Here is a 22,212-nt window from a genome sequence, read left to right on the forward strand (position 1 = left end):
CCTTGCCGGAGCGTGGACATGAACAGGCACACGGTTGCGGAGATTACCGCAAACAAGATCCGGGGCGGCGTCGGGGAAGGCCGCACCCATGACTCTGCGCACAAGCATGTGACCGGAGAGGCCATCTATATCGACGACATGCCGGAGCCGGCGGGGACCCTGCATGCCTATCTGGGCCTTTCCACCGTCGCGCATGGAAAGATCGTCGCCATGGACCTTTCGGAAGTGGAGGCCGCACCCGGCGTGGTCGCGGTGCTGACGGCCCGCGACATCCCCGGCATGAACGACATCAGTGCCACCGGAGCCAATGACGAGCCGATCCTCGCGGATTCCCTCGTGCAGTTTCTGGGTCAGCCAATCTTCGCAGTGGTGGCCGAGACGCGCGAGCAGGCTCGCCGCGCCTGCCAGAAGGCGAAAGTCGAATACGAGGAATTGCCGGCGATCATCGAACCGGAGCAGGCCGACCCGGTCAATCCCCGCCTTGTCACGAAGCCGATGGTGCTTCGCCGGGGCGACGCACGGGCAGCGATCGAGAAGGCGCCCCGGCGCCTTACGGGTCGTATGAACGTGGGCGGGCAGGACCACTTCTACCTCGAAGGGCACATCGCGCTCGCCGTGCCGGGCGAGGACATGGACGTGCTTGTCTACTCGTCCACCCAGCACCCGAGCGAAGTGCAGCACATGGTGGCGCATGCGCTGGGCGTGCCGTCCCACGCGGTCACGATCGAGGTACGGCGCATGGGCGGCGGTTTCGGCGGCAAGGAAACGCAGGCGAACATGTTCGCCACCGTGGCGGCCATCGCGGCGAAGAAGCTCAACCGGCCAGTCAAGATCCGTCCCGACCGGGACGATGACATGACCGCCACCGGCAAGCGTCACGACTTCATCATCGACTACGATGTCGGCTTTGACGACGAGGGACGCATTCTTGGCGCCGATTTCACCTATGCCGCGCGCTGCGGATATGCGGCCGACCTGTCGGGCGCGGTAACCGACCGCGCGCTGTTCCACTGCGACAATACCTACTTCTATCCGGCCGTGCACGCGGCGGCGAAACCGCTCTACACCAACACGGTGTCGAACACGGCCTTCCGCGGCTTCGGCGGGCCTCAGGGCATCGTGGGTGCCGAGCGGGTGATCGAAGAGATCGCCTATGCGCTCGGCAAGGATCCGCTCGAGATCCGCAAGCTCAATTTCTACGGCACCACGGACCGTAACGTGACGCCCCACCACCAGACGGTGGAGGACAACATCATTCACCGGATCGTCGAGGAGCTGGAGGCGGACTGCAGGTACCGCGAGCGGCGCGAAGAGATTGCGGCCTTCAACGCGAAAAGCCCGATCGTCAAGCGCGGCATTGCGCTGACACCGGTGAAGTTCGGCATTTCCTTCACGGCCACACAGTACAACCAGGCCGGCGCGCTGGTGCATGTCTACACGGACGGATCCGTCCACCTCAACCACGGCGGCACGGAGATGGGTCAGGGTCTGAACCAGAAGGTAGCGCAGGTCGTGGCGGAGGAGTTCCAGATCGACATCGACCGGGTGAAGATCACCGCCACCACCACCGGCAAGGTGCCCAACACGTCGGCCACCGCCGCCTCGTCCGGCTCGGACCTCAACGGCATGGCGGCGCTCAACGCCGCGCGGCAGATCAAGAACAGGCTCATCGACTTCGCCTCCGAAAAGCACGGCGTGCCGAAGGATCAGATCGTGTTCCTGCCCAACCGAGTGAGGATCGGCAACCAGGAGGTCGGCTTCAACGACCTCATCCGCGAGGCCTACATGGCACGCGTACAGCTGTCGGCTGCCGGGTTCTACAAAACGCCGAAGATCCACTGGGACCGCGAGAAGGGCGAAGGCCACCCGTTCTACTATTTCGCTTATGGCGCTGCGTGCAGCGAGGTGTCCGTCGACACGCTGACCGGCGAATATCTGGTCGAACGTGTGGACATCCTCCACGACGTGGGCCGCTCGCTCAATCCGGCGCTCGACAAGGGCCAGGTGGAAGGCGGGTTCGTGCAGGGCATGGGATGGCTCACCACCGAGGAGCTGGTCTGGGACGAGAAGGGCCGGCTCATGACCCACGCTCCTTCCACCTACAAGATACCGCTCGCGTCCGACCGGCCGAAGGTCTTCAACGTGAAGCTCGCGGAGTGGTCGCAAAACGCGGAACCGACGGTCTACCGCTCCAAGGCCGTGGGCGAACCGCCGTTTGTGCTCGGCATTTCGGTGCTGCATGCCATCTCGGACGCGGTGGCAAGCGTGGCGGGACACAGGATCTGCCCGCGCCTCGATGCGCCGGCCACACCGGAACGCGTGCTGATGGCGGTGGAGCGGCTCAGGGTGGCAGCACGCTGACCGGGAAATCGGCGGGAGACGACCGATGGACGCCATGACGCGCAGGCTGGCCGAGTTCTTCGAGCGTTTCCCGCGCGCAGCCCTCGTGGAAATCACCGAGGTGAAGGGCTCCACGCCCCGCGAGAGCGGCGCGTGGATGCTTGTTTCGCCCGTAGCGACGCTCGGCACCATCGGGGGCGGACAGCTCGAATTCCTTGCCATCGACAAGGCGCGCGAGCTGATCGCCCGCAATGTCGCCCACGGGACCATGACGATCCCGCTCGGGCCCGAGATTGGCCAATGCTGCGGCGGGCGCGTGGCGCTCGACATCCGCATCGTGGGAGATCGGGAACGGGAGGCCCTTGCGGACAGGATCAAGACGGAGGTGGAGAAGCGGCCGCGCGTCTACCTTTTCGGGGCCGGTCACGTGGGCAAGGCGCTGGCCGCAGCACTCTCCGCCCTGCCCTTTCGCGTCATTCTGGTCGACACCCGGGAGGACATGCTCGCCGGCATCGCGCCGGGCGTGGAAACCATCCTCACGGCCATGCCGGAGGCCATCGTGCGCGACGCGCCACCGGCTTCCGCCTTCGCGATCCTCACGCATGACCATGCGCTCGATTTCCTCATCGCCGCGGAGGCGCTGAGGCGGAAGGATGCGGCCTATGTCGGGATGATCGGGTCGGAGACAAAGAAGGCGACCTTCCGCGGCTGGTTTACCAGGCAGGGCGGAAGCGAAGCCGAATTCGCTCAGCTCGTCTCACCCATCGGCGGGGAGGATATCCGCGACAAGCGGCCGGAGGTGATCGCCGCGCTCACTGCCGCCGAGATCACCCGCGCGCTGCTGTCGGGGCGGGAGTGATGTCTCCCCGCACCTCATGCCCAGCCTGTCGAAGCATGGGCTTCACAGGCGCGGCGCGAGGATCAGCGCCGGGTGTTCAGAATATCGCCGATCATGCGCTGGCAGCGCTCCGCCATGAAATCAACCAGCAGCTTCAACTTCGGATCCTGGAGGTTGCGGTGCGGGTAGACCGCCGCAAGCTTCACCGGCGTAGGCGGATAATCCGGCAGGATGACCTTCAGGCTGCCATCGCGCAAATAGGGCTCGATCTCAAAACGCGGCTTGTTGATAATGCCGTGACCGGCCAGCGCCCAGCCCGTCAGCACGTCGCCGTCGTCCGTATCGAAGGGGCCGCGGACCTCGAACTTCCTTGGTCCCTCCTCCGTCTGCAGCGTCCAGAAATACTCACGCGCACCCGGGAATCGCAGCAGCAGGCAGTCGTGACCCTGCGTGATCAGATCTTCCGGGCGTTGCGGCTCGCCGCGACGGGAGAGATAGGCGGGCGACGCCGCCAGCACGCGCTCACAGTCCATGATGCCGCGCAGGCGCAGGCTGGAATCCTCCAGAACGCCCAGCTTGAAGGCGACGTCGATGCCCTCCCGCATGATGTCGACCTCGCGGTCGGAGAGGCGCAGGCGCACCTCGATTTCGGGATAACGCTCGCGGAACTCCGGAATGCCGCTGGCGATGATGCGCCGGCCGAGGCCAAGCGGGGCCGTAACGTGGATGGTGCCGCGCGGCTTGCCGGACACGGCGGCAACGGCCGCCTCGGCATCGCGCACCGCCTCCAGGATCTTCTTGGCGCCCTCATAGAAGACACGCCCCTGCTCGGTGGGCGTCAGGTGCCGCGTCGTCCTGTTCAGGAGGCGAGCGCCAAGATGCTTCTCCAGTTCCTTCACCCGGTTGGACGCAACCGCCGGGGATATGCGCAACGCCCGCCCAGCGGAAGAGAGGTTTCCCAGTTCCACGACGCGGACGAAAACGAGGACATTGTCGAGGTACGCCAATCCGCTGTCCCTCCACTCAAACAACATGTGAGCGCGATTTTACATATTTTTTTGAAAGACATGGTTATCCGAACGGCTTTTCCTCGGGAAAGAACACAGTAATCTTTCCTAAAAAACGATAAGGGGACGCGCATGGACGATTTCGCCATATTCTGGGAGTGGGCCTCCTTTGCGATTCGATGGCTGCATGTCGTGACCGCCATCGCCTGGATCGGCTCCTCCTTCTATTTCATTGCGCTCGACCTCGGACTGGTGCAGCGGCCCGGTCTGCCCAAGGGGGTTTACGGTGAGGAATGGCAGGTCCACGGAGGCGGGTTCTACCACATCCAGAAATATCTCGTTGCGCCCGAGCACCTTCCCGAACACCTGACCTGGTTCAAGTGGGAATCCTACACGACCTGGATGTCAGGCTTCGCCATGCTGGCGGTGCTGTACTACGCTGGCGCAGACCTCTATCTGGTCGACCGCAACGTGCTAGACGTCCCCAGCTACGTCGCGATCCTGATCTCGCTGGCCTCGCTCGGCCTTGGCTGGATCCTGTATGACCAGCTCTGCAAGTCGCCGCTCGGCAAGAACGCGACGGCGCTCATGCTGGTCCTCTACGTGATCCTGGTGGCGATGGCCTGGGGCTACACGCAGCTCTTCACCGGCCGCGCGGCCTTCATCCACCTGGGCGCCTTCACGGCCACCATCATGACGGCCAACGTGTTCTTCATCATCATCCCGAACCAGAAGAAGGTCGTCGCCGACCTCAAGGCGGGAAAGACACCGCCGGCTTACCTCGGCGCCCAGGCCAAGCAGCGTTCGACGCACAACAACTACCTGACGCTGCCGGTCATCTTCCTGATGCTGTCGAACCACTATCCGCTGGCCTTCGCCACGGAATTCAACTGGGTGATCGCCTCACTCGTGTTCCTGATGGGCGTGCTCATCCGGCACTATTTCAACACGCGGCACGCGCGGAAGGGTAATCCGCACTGGACGTGGCTGCTCACGGCGATCCTGTTCATCATCATCATGTGGCTGTCCACCGTGCCGCAGGTGCTGACCGGCGAACGCAAGCTTTCCAGCGCGGAGGAACGCTTCCTGGCCTCGGCGCATTTCCCCGCGGTGCGTGATACGATACTCGGCCGCTGCAGCATGTGTCACACGCAGGAGCCATTCTACGAGGGCGTCCATCACGCCCCGAAGAACGTGCTTCTCGACAACGACAACGAAATCGCGGCCCACGCCCGCGAAATCTATCTTCAGGCCGGACGCAGCCACGCGATGCCCCCGGGCAACGTGTCCGGCATCACTGACGAGGAACGGCGCCTCATCGTCACCTGGTTCGAGGAGGCGCGCTAGCGAGGTACGGATTTTCTCAAGAGCCTGAGTTGTTTTAAGATTTTGATTTATCTGGGTTCCGGACAGGACACTGGTTTCACTCCTCCTGGAGCTGCTCGAGGCGGGCCGGCATCATCCGGCTGCGACGGGCGTTGATGGAACTTTTCGCGCAACTCGGAGCCCGGTTCAAGGAATGGGAGGTGGCTAGACATGCCGACACTTATCCGCGCGCGACTTCTTTCGTTTGTCTCCGAGCCGCAAGCGGCCGACGATCATGACTCCTACCGTTACGAGGAAGACGGCGGCCTGCTGATCGAAGACGGCGCCATCAAGGCGTTTGGCGCGTTCGCGGATGTCCAGCGGCAGGCGGAAGACGGCGTGGCAGTCGTCGACCACCGGCCCCACCTCGTCCTGCCGGGGTTCATCGATTCGCACGCCCATTTCCCGCAGGCGCAGATCATCGGCAGTTTCGGAGAGGAACTGCTGGACTGGCTGAACACCTACACGTTCCCGGCCGAGCTGGAGTTTTCAGACGAGGCCCATGCCCGGCGGGTCGCGAAGCTCTTCCTTGACGAGCTGTTCCGGCACGGAACCACGACCGCCGCGCTCTACTGCAGCGTTCACCCCCAATCGGCGGAAGCACTGTTCTCAGAAGCGGAGCGCCGGAACATGTGCGTCATCGCCGGCAAGGTGATGATGGACCGCAACGCCCCCGACGGGCTGCGCGACACGGCCCAGCAGGGCTATGACGAGACCAAGGCGCTGATCGCCCGCTGGCACGGCAAGGGGCGCCTGCATTACGCCATCACGCCGCGCTTCGCCATCACCTCCACATACGAGCAGATGGAGGCCTCCAAGGCGCTCGCGGGCGAATGTCCGGACCTGCACATCCAGACGCATCTTTCGGAGAACAGGGCGGAGATCGAATTCGCCTGCTCGCTGTTCCCCGAGGCGAAGGACTACACCGACATCTACGAGCGCTACGGCCTCGTGGGGCCCAAGAGCCTGTTCGGCCACTGCATCCACCTGACCGACCGCGAAGCCGACGCGCTCTCGGACGCCGGGGCGGTGGCGGTGTTCTGCCCGACATCGAACTTCTTCCTGGGCTCCGGCCTGTTCAACTATTTCCGCTACAAGCGGCGGCCGAAGAGCCTTCGCATTGCCTCTGCCACGGACGTAGGCGCCGGCACCAATTATTCCATGCTGCGCACCATGGACGAGGGCTACAAGATGATCGCGCTGCAGGGCGAGAAGATCCCGCCGCTTCTCTCCTTCTGGCAGATCACGCGCGGCAACGCGCAGGCGCTGGGGCTCGAAACGCGCATCGGAACGCTCGAGCCGGGCACGGACGCCGACCTTGTGGTGCTAGATGCGCACGCCACGCCGGCAATGCGGCTGCGCATGGAGAAGGCCGAAACCCTCGCGGAGGAGCTTTTCATCCTGCAAACCATGGGCGATGATCGCAGCGTTGTCGAAACTTATGTGGCGGGAAAGCCCGTGAAATCCTCTCTGGGGCATGGCTGACAATCCCAAGGCTTTTTTCCAGCGCCTGTTCCACGTGGCGATCCGCGCCGCGGATCCGGCGGTCTGCCTGCCGCCGCATCTTCCCCCAAGGCCGAAGGGACGCACGGTCGTCGTCGGCGCCGGCAAGGGGGCGGCGCAGCTCGCGCAGGTCCTTGAAAACGTCTGGGACGGTCCGCTGGAAGGCGCGATCGTAACCCGACGGGGCTTCGGCGCGGCTACGAAACGGATCGAGGTCATCGAGGCATCCCATCCCGTACCGGACGAAGCGGGCAACCGCGGCGCCAGGCGCCTGCTCGAACTCGTACAGGGGCTCACCAGGGACGACCTCGTCATTGCGCTGATCACCGGCGGCGGCTCCGCCCTGCTGCCGGCGCCAGCCGGCGGGCTCACGCTCGAAGATGAGATTCGGATCAACGAGGTCCTGCTCACCTCCGGCGCGCCCATATCCGCGATGAACACGGTGCGTAAGCATGTCTCCGCGATCAAGGGCGGACGGCTTGCACTGGCGGCTCATCCTGCCCGCGTCGTCACGCTGGTGGTGTCGGACATTCCGGGAGACGATCCGGGGCTTGTCTCGTCGGGACCGACGGTACCGACCGCGTCCACGCGGCAGGATGCGCTCGCCATCATCGATCGCTATCGCCTCAAGCTGCCGCAGGCGGCCCTCGATCATCTGCATTCGCCGGCAGCGGATGCCCCCCGGCCAGACGATCCGCGGCTTGCAGGCAACGAGGTGAAGGTCATCGCCTCAGCACGGCTGTCGCTCGAGGCCGCCGCAGGATGGGCGGAAGCGCAAGGTATCCGGACCGCGATCCTCTCCGACGCGATCGAGGGCGAGGCGCGGGACGTGGGACTGGTCCACGGGGCGATCGCGCGCGAGATCGCGCTCCGAGACCAGCCGTTCGCAAGACCGGTGCTGCTGCTTTCGGGCGGAGAGACGACCGTCACCCTTGGTCACGGCGAGACCGGCAAGGGTGGCCGCAACGGCGAATTCCTGCTCTCCTTCGCGATTGCCGTGGCAGAGATGAAAGGCATCGAGGGTTTCGCGGCGGATACAGACGGGATCGACGGTTCCGAAACGAATGCAGGAGCTTTCGCCGACTTCACAACCGTCCGGCGGCTCGCGGAACACGGCCTCGATGCGAAGGCGCTGCTCGCGAGTCATGACAGCTGGACGGCGTTCAATGCCCTTGGCGACCTGTTCACGCCGGGGCCAACCGGCACCAACGTGAACGACTTCCGCGCCATCCTCGTGAAGTAAGAGCCGAAACGAAGGGCGAAGGTTCAAAAAAGGCACCGGTTGCCCTTCGCCTTCATCTCTCGACCAGAGCAATTCAGATTTTCTCGGAAACTCTGAATTGCTCCCAATAATGGTCTTGTCGCGGTTCCGGACGGAAAACCGGTTTCCACTTTTCCTGGACCTGCTCCCAGCGGGATGAAGGCGAAGAGCATCAGCCCGCCGGGACGTCCCGAACCGCTCTATCCGGCAATATCGACGATGCCGCAGGAGCCGTCCTCGCTACCGAAGGCGAGCCTGCGTCCCTCATTGTCCCAGGCCATTGCGGTGATGGCCGAGGTGCCGCCGCGGCGGAGAACCGCCTCCTTGCCGTCCTCGAAGCGGGCGGCCAGGATCATGCCGTCGATGAAGCCGATGGCCACGACCTCCTCGGCCGGATGGCAGCAGACGCTGGTGACCAGCGTAGTACCGCGGGTGCCGAGTTCCAGCGGCGCCTTGCCCATCGGCCCGTCCTTGTAGTGGAACGGCCAGACGATGGCCGCCGGCGCGCCGGAGGTGGCAAGCCACCGGCCCTTCGCGCTCCACGACCAGCTCTTCACCTTGGCGGGATAACCCGCCATGCGCATGTGCTTGCCGTCGGTGAGCCGCCAGCCGTGCAGCGCGTTTTCCTGCATGCTGGTGACCACGTACTTGCCGTCGGGCGAGAAGGTGATGTTGATGTGAGGGCCGGCCCATTCCAGCTCGGTGGGTTGGCCTTCGGTTCCAGGGAAATGCAGCGTCACGCCATTGTAGCGGGCGACGCCGAGGCGCACACCCTTCGGCGCGAAAGCAATCGCCTCGACCGTGCGGGGATGCTGGAGTTCCTTGATGCGGCCGTCCGCGAACCGGACATAGGCCGTCCGGCCGCTGGCGAAGCCGACAATGTTCTGCGGCCCGGCAGCGACACTGGTCACCCACTTGTGTCCGATGTCGGCCATCGTCTCGAACGAACCGTCGGCGTTCAGCGCGCGGACCTTGCCGTCCTCTCCGCCGGTCAGCAGGCGGTCGCCCGCCTGAGCGGCAGACAAGAGGCCGTCATGCAGTTCGACCGACTTGTGGCCATCGTCCAGCCGATGGACGGTGCCATCGGCCAGGGCGAAATGGGGAATGTTCCGCAGCCAGAAGGTGCCGATGCAGTGCGCCGGCAAATCGAGAGGTGCAACCGTCGGCATGTCAGGCCTGGCAGACTTCAAACTCTTTGCGCAGAAGGTCTTCGTTCAGCTCGCGGCCGATGAAGACCAGACGGCTCTCGCGCTTTTCGCCCTCACGCCAGTCGCGCTGATGGTTGCCCTCAAGGATCATGTGAACGCCCTGCACCACATAGCGCTGCGGGTCATCCTTGAAGGCGATGATACCCTTCATCCGCAGGATATTTGGGCCATCGGTCTGGGCCACACGCTGGATCCATTGCAGGAAGCGGGCCGGATCCATCTCGCCCCCACGCAGCGATATCGCCTTCACGCCCAGCTCGTCGATATGCGAGTGGTGGTGATGGTGCTCGTGGGTGCAGTTCGGGTCGTCGCAATGGTGATGATCATGATCGTGGTCGTGGTCGTGATCGTGATCGTGATCGTGATCATGATGGTGATGGTCGTGATCGTCGCCATCCAGAAAGTGCGGATCGTTGGCGAGAACCCGGTTCAAGTCAAAGGCGCCGCGATCCAGGATCTGGTCGAGCGGAACGTTCGCGCGCTCGGCGCGGATAATGGTGGCCACAGGATTGATGGAGCGTACCGTGCGCTCGATCTGGGCGATGTCTTCCGGTGTCACCAGGTCGATCTTGTTCAGAACGATCACGTCGGCAAAGGCGATCTGGTTCTGGGCCTCCGGCGAATCCTTCAGGCGGAGGGGCAGGTGCTTGGCATCCACCAGCGCCACAACGGCATCGAGCGCAGTCTTGTTGCGCACATCATCGTCCATGAAGAAGGTTTGCGCCACGGGCGCGGGATCGGCGAGGCCGGTGGTCTCCACAATGATCGCGTCAAAGCGGCCAGGGCGGCGCATGAGACCTTCGAGCGTGCGGATCAGGTCGCCGCGCACCGTGCAGCAGACGCAGCCGTTGTTCATCTCGTAGATTTCTTCGTCCGACTCGACGATCAGGTCGTTGTCGATGCCGATCTCGCCGAACTCATTGACGATCACCGCATAGCGCTTGCCGTGATCTTCGGAGAGGATGCGGTTCAAAAGCGTGGTCTTTCCGGCGCCGAGAAAACCGGTAAGCACGGTTACCGGGATCTGAACCCTGGCTGGCTGCATCTGATCGGACATGTATTCCAATCCCTTGACTTCGTCGCCTTGCAAGGAGGCGAGACTGTTGTTTCTGCGGCAGTTCCGGATGGCGTCCGCAGGAATGCAGTGGAACTGCCCTCAGCCTTCCATATAGGAACTTAAGGAGACCGATGCACCACCTCAATCGGTGAGTTTCACCGGAAAAGCAAACCCGCTAACCATCATGACCATGACGCAAGGCCGCCAGGTCGAAGCGGTCGACGTCCCTAAGCAGCTCGACAAGACCATTCACCGCATGCTGGAGAATGCGCTCGCCGGCCGCGGGCGTGGCAGCGGCGGCATTGCCGGTGACGCCCGCGGGGGACAGATCGCGCATCATCCAGCCGAAGGCATGCGGCCCATAGGCGCGGAGGTGGCGGAACTCACGCTGGAACCGCGACTGCTCGGACGCGAAGTCACGGGCCTTCGCCATGTCCACCAGATCGGGACGGATCGCGAGCATCACGGAGGTCTCGATGAAACCGCCATGGATGCCGATGGCGCGCTCCTCGTCGGAAACGAGGTCGGCCGGGTAGCCGAAACGGGTCCAGCTGGTCGCAACCGCCAGCATGCGGGCGCGGACACGCAGCTCCGTCGCAACGATGGTCATCAGCGGCGAATTTCCACCATGCGCATTGAGCAGCACCAGCTTGCGGATGCCCTCGGCGGCAAGGCGCTCGCCGATTCCGATCCAGCGTTCTATCGCCTCGCCGTAGGAAAGCGTCCGTGTGCCCGGATGATCCGAGTGCTCGATGGAATAGCCCACCTTTTCCACCGGAAGGACCAGAAGGGACAAGTCCCGCGCCTGTTCGCGCGCGCGGTGCGCAACGTCCTCCGCGATCAGCCAATCCGTCTCGAGAGGCAGATGCGGCCCGTGCTGCTCGGTCGCTCCGAGCGGAAGTATTGCAATCGTTGCGCGCGTGTCCAGTTTCCGCTCCATCATCAAGGCGCACAGTCATCAATGTCCGGGAGGCGGCACGTTCACCACGCCGCCAGCATTATGATTGTGCAGACTGGTTGCCTAGACGCCTTGCTGCCATAGTTTCCCTTTAACAGCGAACTTCATCGGATCGCAAAAGGATAATTGATGACCAGCAACAGAAGCGTCGTCCTGACGATGCTGCAATCGGTGGCTCGACTGGTCCGGACGGTATCGGCCAAGCGCCTGCTTGAGGTTGGCCTTTACGCCGGCCAGGACAAGATCATCCTGGCGCTCGCACAGGAAGACGGACAGACGCCCGGAGCGCTGGCCCAGAAGCTGCGTGTCAAACCGCCGACGGTGACCAAGACGATCAACCGGCTCATGGCGCAGGGCTTCCTGGAAAAGCGCTCCTCGGAAGAGGACGCGCGGCGTACCCACATTTTTCTCACGCCGCTCGGCGAGCAGACCATCCACGAGATCGAGAACTCCCTGCGAAAAGTCGAAGCGCAGGCGCTGGACGGCATCGACAAGGAAGATCTGAAGACCCTGCGCCGGCTGCTCGAGCAGATTTCCCAGAACCTGACGCCTGGCAGGACGCCAAAGAAGAAGCAGACGAACGCACCGGAGCCCGGCTCCAGCCTCGCACGATCGAGTTCGGCCTGACCGCCGCCGCCCGCGACCGCTAGCGACGCAGCCGCGAGCCACCTATACAAAAAAGGTTTTGACCTCAAACGCCTCCCTGCGGTAATTCGCCTCTTAAACTCTTTAAACGTGACCGGCTACCGGCAGGAGGGGCGTTCTGGCGCAGAAGATCAAGCTTTCGACCATTGCTGATGCGCTGGGAGTTTCGACCGCAACGGTTTCCCTGGCTTTGCGCGACAGTCCTCTTGTCGCCGACACCACCAGGCAGCGCATCAAGGAATACGCACGCACGATCGGATACATCTATAACCGGCGGGCGGCGAGCCTGAGGACCTCCCGGTCCGGAATCATCGGTGTCGTGGTTCACGACATCATGAACCCGTTCTATGCCGAAATCCTCCGGTCCATCGAAAGCGAACTCGACCGCTCGCGGCAGACTTTCCTGCTCTCCAACCACTACGACCAGCTGGAAAAGCAGCGCACCTTCATCGACACGCTGCTGCAGCTCGGCGCCGATGGCGTGATCATGAGCCCGGCGATCGGCACGCCGGCGGAAGACATCCGCATGGCAGAGGAGAACGGCTTGCCGACCGTTCTCATCGCCCGTTCCGTGGAAGGTGCGAACGTGCCCGTCTTCCGCGGCGATGACGCCTACGGCATCAGCCTGGCGACCAATCACCTCATCTCGCTCGGCCACACCCGCATCGCCATGATCGGTGGTACCGATCACACATCCACCGGCCGCGAACGCTACCGCGGCTACGTCGCCGCCATGCAGGCCGCCGGCCTCGAGGTCAAGCCTGAATGGCGCTTTCCGGGACCGCGCACCAAGCAAGCCGGTTTCGAGATCGCCGGCGCCTTCCTGGCCCTGAAGGACAAGCCGACAGCGGCCGTGTGCTGGAGCGATCTGGTGGCCATCGGGCTCATGAACGGCATCGCCCGCGCGGGACTCGTCCCCGGGCGCGACATCTCGGTCACAGGCTACGACGACCTCGAGGAAGCGGCGATCGCCACACCGGCGCTCACGACCGTCTGGAACGGGCAGCGAGAGGTGGGACGTCGCGCCGCCCGGGTGCTTCTCGACCGCCTGAACGGCGCCGAGGTGGCGCCGACGCAGGAGCTGATCAAACCGGAACTGCACGTGCGACAGTCGACCGGACGGCCGGTTGAGCGGTGATCACGGCTGGACGTTCTCGGGCCGGAAACGGTTCATCCGAACTCCTCAACCACCCAACCGACAGCGCCGGATGAGGAGCGGCTATGAGCTCGCGTCCGTCGCCGCTCGTCCGCTCGGTGCGCCTATTGGGCCAGGCTTGCCCGTGCCCCCACTTCTATGGGGGCGGGAAGCCGCCGCATCTCTCCCTGGAGCAGCTCGAAAATGTCGAGCGCTGCGCGCAGGTTGAAGCGGCGCTCATCGAAGAACATCCCGTAACGCGCCTCGATCTGGCCCGGCATCACCTGCGTGCAACCGTTCAATTCGGTGACCGAATTGTCGTGTACATAGGCCGGCAACGGTGAGAGAGCTATGCCGCTGGTGACCAACCGTATGGCGGTCATGATGTCGTCCACCTCGCCCACCACATCGTAAGCAATCTCGTGCCGGCGCAGCCAATCCCTCGCCACGGCGCCAAGCGGCGTATGGGAGGATGGCAGAACAACCTCGATCCCGTGGCCATCATGCTTCGTGAAATCCAGAAGCTGCTTCTCGCCGATCCAGCGAAGGGGAAACTCCGTCGAAAGGTCGGGCGCGATCTCCGAGGGATACAGGGCGCGGAAAACGGCATCCAGCTCCCCCTGCTCATACATTTCCTCAAGGCGGCGGGAATCGGCGATCCGCCAGGCCAGCGTCTCCTTCAGCTTGCCCAGGGCGCCTACCCTTTCCAGCAGAAGCGGAGCGCAATAGGTGCAAATTCCAACCTTCAGCTTGGAGATGTTCTTCTCGTAACCAACGGTTTTCAGGCGGCGCTCGAGGTCAAGCATCTGCCGGATCAGCCGGGAGATCTCCTCCTTGATGATGATCTTGTTGCCAACCTTCTTGATCAGCGACGTGCCAATCGTACGCTCGAGCCTGCCAAGATGCATACTGATCGCCGGCTGGCTGATACCAAGCTTCAACGCCGCTCCGGTCAGACTCTTCGTCTCGATGACCGCCTCGGCAGCGCGCAAAGTGGCAAATGAAAGACCTTCCTGCTTCTGTGAGCTCATCGTCCTGCACCTTCTGTTTACCGTTTATGGCATCGCCTTTGGATACGCCCCCTGCTATGAACTGACCCGCATCTCTTCAGGCATAGGATTTCCGTCGCCGGAGAAGCACCTTCCCCGGACCTGACCGCCAAATGCCTTACGCCAATGTGGGAAACCGTCCCGGCACGACTTGGAAAAAGGCCAAGCGCCCGAAATCCCAACCGAACACCGGTTACGAGCTACAGCAACTAACTGGACAAATAACGCTGAGTAACTCCCCCACCCGTCCATCAGGACAACATTAGGTTTAATGCCAAAGTTGTACGATTACAACTTAAACGAGTTACCGTTTATCGAAAATTTTCATCATGAGGGATAGAGAACAGGCTAACCGCATGAAATCATTACGCATAATGCCTGTGGATATCCAGCATATACACGCTAAACGGGCAGGCGAACTGACAAGTGTGTACAATCAGAGGTGGAAAATTATCAGGAGGCGACCGGTTCGCCGATGCGCTTCCGGCACGGTCCCCACAGAGCGGCGCACAGGAGAATGACGCCGGAAACGGTAGCGATCATCCCGGCGGCACTTACCGCATATTCGGAGCCCAGCCAGAGCGGGCCGTAGCCGCCAAGGACATAGCCGCCCACGGCTGACAAGATCGCAAACACGACGCTCCACACCACCTGAACCTCGAGACGGTTGGTCATGAGGCGCGCGGCGGCGGGCGGACAAATCAGCATCGCAATCACGATGATCGAGCCGACGGCATCGAATGCCGCGACCACGGCGATTGCCGTGACGACGACCAGCGCGAAACTCACAAGCAGCGTTGGCACGCCGACGGTGCGGGCGAAACCCTCGTCAAAGGTCGAGAGCTTGAGCGGACGCCAGAAGAGAACCGTCAGCACGGCAATCAGGATCGCAACGGCTCCCATACGGAAAAGCTCGGTCGGCATGCGCTTCAGGGCGGCGGGATCGAGCAGCGAATGCCATCCATCCGCCGCCAGCCAGATCAGGCTTTCGAGATTGCCGTAAAGGGCATGCTCGACATCCAGATGAACGCCGCTGGTGTCGGTTTGCTCGAGAAGCAGGACACCGGCCGCGAAGAGGCTCGAGAACACCACTCCCATGGCAGCGCCAGGCTCCACCTTGCCAACCCGCTTGACCAGCTCAATGAGGACAGCGGCGAAAACGGCCGCGGCCATCGCTCCAAGCAGGACGGGCCCGGTCGCCAGCGTGCCCGATATCAAGAAGGCGAGCACGATGCCGGGAAGAACCACATGGCTGATCGCATCGCCGACCAGCGCCTGCCGGCGCAGCAAGAGGAAATTGCCCGGCAGGGCGCATGCCACAGCAGCAAGAACGGCAATGAGAAGCGGTGTAAGGCTGAGCTGGACGAATTCGGCTCCCATTCCACTCCTCCTATCGCGACGGGTCCAGATGACCGCGCACACAAGCCTGGGGCGCAGAAGCCGCATCCGGCTGCGGATCAACCGGCCATCCGGCAAGCAACCGCGCCTGGGCCCGCCGGCGGCGTCGCAGCTCCACCACCAGTCCACGGCGGGGCGACAGAACCAGGGACAGCACAAAAATTGCAGCCCCAACCAGGATGATGATCGGGCCCGTGGGCATGCGCGGAGCAGAGGCGGAGATGGCGGCGCCAAGATATCCGGAGAGGCCGCCGAAGATTCCCGCCAGCAGCATCACGAACTCTACACGGTCCGTCCAGAAGCGCGCGGCGACCGGCGGAATGACCAGCAGCGCCACGATCAGCACGAGACCCACGATCTTGAGGCCAATGACCACCACCCCCATGGCCAGAAGCATCATGGCAAGATCCATTGCCCCTACCCTCACGCCGACCGTTGACGCGAATTCGGGATCGAAGGAGGTCAGGGCGAGAGGACGCCGGAACAGCAGGACAAACAGAACCGCGAGCGCACCGCCAACGGCGATCAGCAACGCGTCCTCGAACAACATGCCGGCCGTGGAGCCGAGCAGGAAGCTCTCAAGTCCGGCCTGATATCCGCTGCGCATGGACTGGATGACCGTGAGCAGCACGACACCAAACCCGAAGAAGGTCGAGAGGATTGCGCCTATGGCGGCGTCCTCGGGAAGCCGAGTGCGGGTGGAAAGCCAGTGGACGACGAAGACCCCCAGCCCTGCCGACGCAGCAGAGCCGAGCAGCAGGCCCGCCAGATTACGGCCGGTGCCGCCCAGCAGCACCATGACAATGAAGGCAACGCAGATACCGGGCAGGGTCGAATGCGCCAAAGCATCGCTCACCAGCGCCCGCTTGCGCAGAAAGAGGAACGTGCCGCAACTGCCGGCCGCAGCCCCCAGCAGCGCCGCGCCGATCGCAACCAGCGAGGCGTTATACCCGGACTGAAACAGCAAAGCCTTCAGAAACGCGTCCCACATGGTCACACCGCCGTCCGCAGCCGGTTGATGTGTGCCGTCGCCAGGCGTCCGCCATAGGTGAGCTGGAGATTTTCCGGCGTGAACGCGGTCTCCAGTGGGCCTTCGGCAATCTTGCGGACATTGATGAAAAGGACGCGGTCGAAATAGTCCGGTACGGTGGACAGATCGTGGTGCACGCAGATGACCGTGCGACCCTCCGCCTGAAGCGACTTCAGCACGCCGATGATGGCCTTTTCCGTCGCCGCATCCACACCGGCGAGCGGCTCATCGAGGAGATAGAGGTCAGCCGATTGCGCCAGCGCGCGGGCCAGAAACACGCGCTGCTGCTGGCCGCCAGATAGCTGGCCGATCTGCCGGGCGGCGTAATCAGCCATTCCGACACGGTCGAGACAGGCCATCGCCTTTTCCCGGTGCTGCGGGCGGACGCGCCCGAACATGCCAAGCTCCCGGTACATGCCCATCAGGACGACATCGATCACGCGGGTCGGGAAATCCCAGTCCACGGACGCGCGCTGGGGAACGTAGGCAAGCCTGTGCATCTGCCGGGAAAGCGGCTCACCGAAGGCCCTCACCTCGCCTGCGCTGCGGGGAACGATTCCCAGGCTCGACTTCATCAGCGTCGACTTGCCGGCACCGTTCGGCCCGATGATTGCCGTCATCGAGCCGACGGGCACCTGGGCACCGATATCAATCAGCACCGGCCTCTCCCCATAGGTTACCGACAGACCGGAAATTTCGAGCGCACAGTCACTGGATCGCAGATTCTGGTCGACGCAATAATTTTGTCCAAAAGCAAGCTGATCCATTCACGTGTCTCATTCTGTTGCGGCCCGCCAGCAGAAGAACGGCAACCACTGCGGCCGGGGTCGGAACCGTTACAAGTTCAGTGACAAGAGCCCTCGCATGCCCCGCTCCGGCGCCTCGCCGCCGAGAGCATTCGCGATGGTCGTCACGTTGTGGTCAATCATGCCGATATAGGTGCCTTCGTAGGTTCCCTCGGGCCCCATCGCATCGGAGAACAGATGCCCGCCAATGTGAACCTTGTGGTTTCGGGCCGCAGCTCCCTCGATCAGGGCCTTGATGTTGCGATCCGACACCGAGGATTCCACGAAGATAGCGGAAATATCCCGCTCGACCAGGAGCGAAACAAGATCCGCAACGCGCGTGAGGCCGGCCTCGCTCTGGGTCGATATGCCCTGCACACCCATAACTTCGTAACCGTAGGCGCGGCCGAAATAGCTGAAGGCATCGTGGGACGTGACCAGGGTCCTGGAGGACTCGGGAACCGACGACAGCACCGCCTTCGAGTAATCGTGGAGCTCGCGGATCTCTGCGATGTGGGCACTGGCGTTTGCCCTGAAGTCGATCTCGAGTTGCGGCACGATGCTGATCAAGGCATCGCGCACCGCTTCCACCACAATGATCCAGAGCTCGGGGTCCATCCAGACATGCGGATCAAACTGATTCTTGTACTCGTCATGGGCGATCAGCCGGTCGGACGGGATGGACTCTGCGACGGCAACGACGCGGCGCTCTTCCGCCAGGGTATCCAGAAACTCCTCCATCTGCGCTTCAAGATAGAGGCCGTGGTAAAGCGTCAGGTCCGCCCGTGTCATGGCCAGAATGTCGGACCGCGTCTGCCGGTAACTGTGAGGATCCACACCGGGGCCCATCAGGGCCGTCACGTTCACGAACTCCCCGCCCACTGTTCGGGCGGCGTCCGCAATCATTCCCGTTGTCGCAACAACCTTGAGAGGTCCATCCGAAGCCCGCGCAGGCACCGCGGCCGCGATCACCGAGCCACCGAGGCCCAGGAGAACAGACCGCCTGGTCCAATCCTTCATGCGTTCCCTTCCAAAGGTGTTCACACAATTCCCCACAATGACAAACCTTTCATTCCTATAATGCAATTGCAACTCATTTGCAACTAGCTGCGCTTCAGCTGCTCCTGTGCGATGTGCCGAGCAGCCCGGCCACCTCAGCCAGAGAAGCGCCACGATCAGTTGAATCACAAAATTAATTATAATTCATTATAAAGATAACAGTAAACAAAACCGCAACAGAGATGTATTGTAACGTTAAATCAAATAAATTTCATCGCCTTTTGTCACAAAATCACCAATAACTAACGAATAATGTAAACCCATAGTTGCTTTGATTTACATCACCAAGCAATTTATTCCTTGGCGCGTGAAGCTTCTTGTCACAAGCCAAGATTTTTCAATCACTGGCAACTCCCTCGCCAGTTGCATTCTTGACCTCGATTTTCAGCACCTGTCACTTGAGCGGGTGGAACCGGTTTCCGGCTCCACCCTCTTTTTCAACGGAACCGGGCAGGTCAGTGCCGGAGAGCCTCGCCACGAACAGGATTCGCAACCGGCTCGCGGCCGAACACGATCACCGCAAACATCACGATGCCCGCCAAGACGATCAGGGAACTCACCGCGACCACAGGCTCCAGCGACGCGTAGCCACGATAGAGCAGGTAAAGGGACACGGTCATGAGCGCCACGCCGGTTGCATAGGTCATGTACTGAATGCCGGCGAAGCGGCTTTCGGCCTTGGCGGGGTTCAGCGCGTAATATCCGCCGAACAGCGCCATCGTGACCCAGCCGAGAAGGTTGGTGTGCGCGTGCGGGCCAATGACATTGTGCTGGCCGGACATGGCCATGTGCAGTCCCATCGCCACGCCGAGCAGCAGAAATACGATTGCAGTCCGGAAATACAGGTGCGCGATATTCGGCATCGGGTCCTCCTCGTGTTGCACCGGTGACTTGCCCAGAAAGAGGAGCGCCGGAAAGCGCCCGGCCTGCCGCAGATCCGTCCATGCGCCAACAGGCTCAGGCCGGACGCGCACCGTCCGGAACAAGCCTTTGCCAACCATGGTTTTCGTCGGGGAAAGCCGGAATTCCCGGCGATACGGGCGGCGTCACCTCCTACGCCGCAGTCTCCGTCCTTCTGATCGCGGCGGAAGATACGCCCGTTCCATGAACATGACAATGTTCCCGCACGGAGACAACGGCCCGAACGGATCGTCCATAGGGCGTAGCCGGCCCAACCATTTTGGCTGAGGGCGGGAGGTGACGGCAGAAAGGTTCTGTGTTATGAGCGCGCCACGAAGAAACTCTTTGTGCGCCCTCAGAGCCAGAATGGCGCGCGTTCGAGTTCGTGTTTGGCCGCATTGTGCGAGACCGAGTGGATTAGCACTTGTCTGCAGAATGTACTATGTGGGCGTGAGAGACGCCCCAAACGCTGTTTGTGCATCAGATGACCCTGACGATTGATACGCTGAACCCAGAAAGCCGTCCGCGGCCGAGCCAGACCGCCGTCGAGAAGAAGTCGCTGATCGGCCTCACCCGTGAAGAGCTAGCCGCGGAGCTGGCCGCCATCGGCGTGCCCGAACGGCAGATCGGCATGCGCGTGCGCCAGCTGTGGCACTGGCTTTATGTGCGCGGCATCTCGAGTTTCGCCCAGATGTCGAATGTCTCCAAGGACCTGCGGGCCAAGCTAGAGGAACATTACTCGATCACGCGGCCGGAGATCGTCGAGGAGCTGATTTCCACGGACGGCACCCGCAAGTGGCTGCTGCGCTTTCCGGCGCGCGGCGCCGGCCGGCCGGTCGAGGTGGAGACGGTCTACATTCCCGAGGAAGGACGCGGCACGCTTTGCATTTCGAGCCAGGTCGGCTGCACGCTCACCTGCTCGTTCTGCCATACCGGCACGCAGCGCATGGTGCGCAACCTGACGGCGGGCGAAATCCTCGAACAGCTGCTCATGGCGCGCGACCGGCTGGGCGATTTCCCCGATGCGGACACACCCGACGGCGCGATCGTCCCGGCCGAGGGCCGCAAGGTCACGAACATCGTGATGATGGGCATGGGCGAGCCACTCTACAATTTCGAGAACGTGAAGAAGGCCCTGCTCATCGCCTCCGACGGCGACGGCCTGTCGCTGTCCAAGCGGCGCATCACCCTGTCCACCTCCGGCGTGGTCCCCGAAATCTACCGGACCGGCAAAGAGATCGGCGTAATGCTCGCGATCTCGCTGCACGCGGTGCGCGACGAGCTGCGCAACGAACTGGTGCCCATCAACAAGAAGTATCCGCTGGCCGAGCTGATGGAGGCTTGCCGCAACTACCCGGGGCTTTCCAACGCCAAGCGCATCACCTTCGAGTACGTGATGCTCAAGGGCGTGAACGACTCGCTGGATGATGCGCGCGAGCTGGTACGGCTGCTCAAGGGCATTCCGGCCAAGATCAACCTCATTCCGTTCAACCCGTGGCCGGGCAGCAAGTATGAGTGTTCGGACTGGGAGCAGATCGAGAAGTTCGCGGACTTCATTAACCGCGCGGGCTATGCCTCGCCGATCCGCACGCCGCGCGGACGCGACATTCTCGCCGCCTGCGGCCAGCTAAAGTCGCAGTCGGAGCGCATGCGCAAGTCCGACCGCCTGCAGCTCGAAGCGATGATGATCGCGGGACACGGCGAGTAAGGACGGGCAAGAGCCGCAACAACCTATAGGGCCGGGCAGGAACACCCGGCCTTATTGCTATCGGGGTTCAGGACGGAGAGCTTACCCCTTTTCAGGCCCCTATCTGTGCGCCAGGAGTTTCTCCAGGATTTCCGCGACCGGGTCCAGAGCAGGGAGCTGCCACGATCCGGGTCTACGGTCAGGGACGCGGCCGGCAGGCGGGACGCGAGCGTCCGGCCAAAATCGGGCGAATGGACAGGGCTCGTATCCAGCGCTCCGTACCAGAGGTCCACGGGCGTGGCGATTTCCTCCAGTGCGAACGGCCATTCGTTGAGCGCAATGACGAGGTCGCGCGCGTAGCCGGCGGCTCCCTGCGCGAAGCCTTCCTGGAGCGAGGTCCGATACTGCGGGGCAAAATCCGGAGATTCATAGATCTCCCTGTCGCACGGCGCGCTCATGTCGCGGATCAGGGTCCAGAGAAACTCGTCCGTGGCCATGCGCGCCATCTGTGCCTCGAACCCGCCCGGATCAGTGCGGGCAGCGTCCACCATTCCGGCGACCTGTTCAGGCAAGAGGGATCTGATAGCCGGATGGCCCAGGTCGTTCTGGGCTGAGACAAGCGCGACGGCTTTCACAAGGCCCCTTGCGGCAAGCGCAAGGGCGAAGGGTCCTCCCTGCGAAAAGCCTACCGCGCCAGGATCGGCAAGCCCAAGTTTGGCGATCAGGGTTTCGACATCCGAAGCCCAGCTAGAGAGAGACTTTTCCGGATCATGTGAAGAACGGCCGAGCCCGGGGCGGTCGATGGCAATCAGCCGGACGCCGAGACTATCGAGGTGCTCCACGCCGAAGCCCAGGGAGCCGCTCATTCCGGCGCCGGTACAGAAGAGGACGGGCGCGCCATGCTCAGGGCCCCATTCGGACCGCGCCAGCTGCCGGCCGTCCGGCAGAACCAGGTGGCTCTTCCTCGGCGACTCCGTCATGCGTGCC

The 22,212-nt window shown here is 62.8% G+C and carries 19 protein-coding genes; 8 read left to right on the forward strand and 11 right to left on the reverse strand.

Annotated features, from left to right (window positions below; translation table 11 throughout):
- Positions 1 to 18: 18 nt before the first annotated feature.
- Together xdhB and xdhC are read left to right on the forward strand one after the other, a co-directional pair.
- Entirely contained in the window at positions 19 to 2,361 is a 2,343-nt protein-coding gene (xdhB, locus tag ABD906_RS07270) for a xanthine dehydrogenase molybdopterin binding subunit (protein WP_345098836.1), read from the forward strand.
- A 25-nt stretch (positions 2,362 to 2,386) separates the two neighbouring features.
- Positions 2,387 to 3,199: a xanthine dehydrogenase accessory protein XdhC gene (gene xdhC / locus ABD906_RS07275; protein WP_345098837.1), complete on the forward strand. Its 813-nt coding sequence runs from the start codon at positions 2,387 to 2,389 to the stop codon at positions 3,197 to 3,199.
- Between the two features lie 62 nt (positions 3,200 to 3,261).
- Here the strand turns inward: xdhC and ABD906_RS07280 are convergent, their stop codons facing one another.
- Positions 3,262 to 4,185: a LysR family transcriptional regulator gene (locus tag ABD906_RS07280; protein ID WP_345098838.1), complete on the reverse strand. Its 924-nt coding sequence runs from the start codon at positions 4,183 to 4,185 to the stop codon at positions 3,262 to 3,264.
- Between the two features lie 132 nt (positions 4,186 to 4,317).
- On the opposite strand from ABD906_RS07280, the gene ABD906_RS07285 reads away from it, so the two are divergent.
- The 3 genes from ABD906_RS07285 to ABD906_RS07295 all read left to right on the forward strand — a co-directional run bounded on the left by ABD906_RS07285 (position 4,318) and on the right by ABD906_RS07295 (position 8,296).
- Positions 4,318 to 5,532 (forward strand): urate hydroxylase PuuD, encoded by a 1,215-nt coding sequence (locus ABD906_RS07285; RefSeq protein WP_345098839.1) that lies wholly within the window; start codon positions 4,318 to 4,320, stop codon positions 5,530 to 5,532.
- A gap of 189 nt (positions 5,533 to 5,721) precedes the next feature.
- Complete coding sequence (gene guaD, locus ABD906_RS07290) at positions 5,722 to 7,035, forward strand: guanine deaminase (RefSeq protein WP_345098840.1); 1,314 nt, start codon at positions 5,722 to 5,724, stop codon at positions 7,033 to 7,035.
- Entirely contained in the window at positions 7,028 to 8,296 is a 1,269-nt protein-coding gene (locus tag ABD906_RS07295) for a glycerate kinase type-2 family protein (protein WP_345098841.1), read from the forward strand. Before guaD ends, ABD906_RS07295 begins: the two co-directional genes overlap by 8 nt.
- Before the next feature lie 218 nt (positions 8,297 to 8,514).
- Here ABD906_RS07295 and ABD906_RS07300 read toward each other — a convergent pair whose 3' ends face one another.
- From ABD906_RS07300 to ABD906_RS07310, 3 genes are all read right to left on the reverse strand, one after another.
- Positions 8,515 to 9,483 (reverse strand): WD40 repeat domain-containing protein, encoded by a 969-nt coding sequence (locus tag ABD906_RS07300; RefSeq protein WP_345098842.1) that lies wholly within the window; start codon positions 9,481 to 9,483, stop codon positions 8,515 to 8,517.
- Between the two features lies 1 nt (position 9,484).
- The gene (locus ABD906_RS07305) at positions 9,485 to 10,579 is read right to left on the reverse strand and encodes a CobW family GTP-binding protein (RefSeq protein WP_378187974.1); all 1,095 of its coding nucleotides are present in this window, start codon (positions 10,577 to 10,579) and stop codon (positions 9,485 to 9,487) included.
- A 175-nt stretch (positions 10,580 to 10,754) separates the two neighbouring features.
- Complete coding sequence (locus ABD906_RS07310; RefSeq protein ID WP_345098843.1) at positions 10,755 to 11,522, reverse strand: creatininase family protein; 768 nt, start codon at positions 11,520 to 11,522, stop codon at positions 10,755 to 10,757.
- Between the two features lie 144 nt (positions 11,523 to 11,666).
- Between ABD906_RS07310 and ABD906_RS07315 the strand changes: the two genes are divergently transcribed.
- Together ABD906_RS07315 and ABD906_RS07320 are read left to right on the forward strand one after the other, a co-directional pair.
- Positions 11,667 to 12,164 (forward strand): MarR family winged helix-turn-helix transcriptional regulator, encoded by a 498-nt coding sequence (locus ABD906_RS07315; protein ID WP_345098844.1) that lies wholly within the window; start codon positions 11,667 to 11,669, stop codon positions 12,162 to 12,164.
- 136 nt (positions 12,165 to 12,300) lie between these two features.
- Positions 12,301 to 13,320 (forward strand): LacI family DNA-binding transcriptional regulator, encoded by a 1,020-nt coding sequence (locus tag ABD906_RS07320; protein WP_345098868.1) that lies wholly within the window; start codon positions 12,301 to 12,303, stop codon positions 13,318 to 13,320.
- A gap of 122 nt (positions 13,321 to 13,442) precedes the next feature.
- On the opposite strand, the gene ABD906_RS07325 is transcribed toward ABD906_RS07320, so the two are convergent.
- From ABD906_RS07325 to ABD906_RS07350, 6 genes are all read right to left on the reverse strand, one after another.
- Positions 13,443 to 14,348, reverse strand: a complete 906-nt coding sequence (locus ABD906_RS07325; protein WP_345098845.1) for a LysR family transcriptional regulator — start codon at positions 14,346 to 14,348, stop codon at positions 13,443 to 13,445.
- Positions 14,349 to 14,819: 471 nt separating this feature from the next.
- Positions 14,820 to 15,746: a metal ABC transporter permease gene (locus ABD906_RS07330; RefSeq protein ID WP_345098846.1), complete on the reverse strand. Its 927-nt coding sequence runs from the start codon at positions 15,744 to 15,746 to the stop codon at positions 14,820 to 14,822.
- A 10-nt stretch (positions 15,747 to 15,756) separates the two neighbouring features.
- Positions 15,757 to 16,755, reverse strand: a complete 999-nt coding sequence (locus ABD906_RS07335) for a metal ABC transporter permease (RefSeq protein ID WP_345098847.1) — start codon at positions 16,753 to 16,755, stop codon at positions 15,757 to 15,759.
- A gap of 2 nt (positions 16,756 to 16,757) precedes the next feature.
- Positions 16,758 to 17,453 (reverse strand): metal ABC transporter ATP-binding protein, encoded by a 696-nt coding sequence (locus tag ABD906_RS07340; protein WP_345098848.1) that lies wholly within the window; start codon positions 17,451 to 17,453, stop codon positions 16,758 to 16,760.
- Positions 17,454 to 17,630: 177 nt separating this feature from the next.
- Positions 17,631 to 18,599 carry a metal ABC transporter solute-binding protein, Zn/Mn family gene (locus tag ABD906_RS07345; protein ID WP_345098849.1) on the reverse strand — a complete coding sequence of 323 codons (969 nt, stop codon included), beginning with the start codon at positions 18,597 to 18,599 and terminating at the stop codon, positions 17,631 to 17,633.
- Between the two features lie 494 nt (positions 18,600 to 19,093).
- On the reverse strand, positions 19,094 to 19,501 hold the full coding sequence (locus tag ABD906_RS07350) for a hypothetical protein (RefSeq protein ID WP_345098850.1): 408 nt from the start codon (positions 19,499 to 19,501) through the stop codon (positions 19,094 to 19,096).
- Positions 19,502 to 20,022: 521 nt separating this feature from the next.
- On the opposite strand from ABD906_RS07350, the gene rlmN reads away from it, so the two are divergent.
- On the forward strand, positions 20,023 to 21,246 hold the full coding sequence (gene rlmN, locus ABD906_RS07355; protein WP_345098851.1) for a dual-specificity RNA methyltransferase RlmN: 1,224 nt from the start codon (positions 20,023 to 20,025) through the stop codon (positions 21,244 to 21,246).
- Between the two features lie 23 nt (positions 21,247 to 21,269).
- Here rlmN and ABD906_RS07360 read toward each other — a convergent pair whose 3' ends face one another.
- On the reverse strand, positions 21,270 to 22,205 hold the full coding sequence (locus ABD906_RS07360) for an alpha/beta fold hydrolase (RefSeq protein WP_345098852.1): 936 nt from the start codon (positions 22,203 to 22,205) through the stop codon (positions 21,270 to 21,272).
- Positions 22,206 to 22,212: the final 7 nt, after the last annotated feature.

Origin of the sequence: Chelativorans composti (assembly GCF_039541695.1) — a bacterium.
In the GTDB taxonomy this organism is placed as follows: Bacteria; Pseudomonadota; Alphaproteobacteria; order Rhizobiales; family Rhizobiaceae; genus Chelativorans; species Chelativorans composti.

Coding starts and splice junctions, on each gene's coding strand:
- xdhB (WP_345098836.1), top strand. CDS start 19: ATGAACAGGCACACGGTTGCGGAGATTACCGCAAACAAGATCCGGGGC.
- xdhC (WP_345098837.1), top strand. CDS start 2,387: ATGGACGCCATGACGCGCAGGCTGGCCGAGTTCTTCGAGCGTTTCCCG.
- ABD906_RS07285 (WP_345098839.1), top strand. CDS start 4,318: ATGGACGATTTCGCCATATTCTGGGAGTGGGCCTCCTTTGCGATTCGA.
- guaD (WP_345098840.1), top strand. CDS start 5,722: ATGCCGACACTTATCCGCGCGCGACTTCTTTCGTTTGTCTCCGAGCCG.
- ABD906_RS07295 (WP_345098841.1), top strand. CDS start 7,028: ATGGCTGACAATCCCAAGGCTTTTTTCCAGCGCCTGTTCCACGTGGCG.
- ABD906_RS07300 (WP_345098842.1), bottom strand. CDS start 9,483: ATGCCGACGGTTGCACCTCTCGATTTGCCGGCGCACTGCATCGGCACC.
- ABD906_RS07305 (WP_378187974.1), bottom strand. CDS start 10,579: ATGTCCGATCAGATGCAGCCAGCCAGGGTTCAGATCCCGGTAACCGTG.
- ABD906_RS07310 (WP_345098843.1), bottom strand. CDS start 11,522: ATGATGGAGCGGAAACTGGACACGCGCGCAACGATTGCAATACTTCCG.
- ABD906_RS07315 (WP_345098844.1), top strand. CDS start 11,667: ATGACCAGCAACAGAAGCGTCGTCCTGACGATGCTGCAATCGGTGGCT.
- ABD906_RS07325 (WP_345098845.1), bottom strand. CDS start 14,348: ATGAGCTCACAGAAGCAGGAAGGTCTTTCATTTGCCACTTTGCGCGCT.
- ABD906_RS07330 (WP_345098846.1), bottom strand. CDS start 15,746: ATGGGAGCCGAATTCGTCCAGCTCAGCCTTACACCGCTTCTCATTGCC.
- ABD906_RS07335 (WP_345098847.1), bottom strand. CDS start 16,755: ATGTGGGACGCGTTTCTGAAGGCTTTGCTGTTTCAGTCCGGGTATAAC.
- ABD906_RS07345 (WP_345098849.1), bottom strand. CDS start 18,599: ATGAAGGATTGGACCAGGCGGTCTGTTCTCCTGGGCCTCGGTGGCTCG.
- ABD906_RS07350 (WP_345098850.1), bottom strand. CDS start 19,501: ATGCCGAATATCGCGCACCTGTATTTCCGGACTGCAATCGTATTTCTG.
- rlmN (WP_345098851.1), top strand. CDS start 20,023: ATGACCCTGACGATTGATACGCTGAACCCAGAAAGCCGTCCGCGGCCG.
- ABD906_RS07360 (WP_345098852.1), bottom strand. CDS start 22,205: ATGACGGAGTCGCCGAGGAAGAGCCACCTGGTTCTGCCGGACGGCCGG.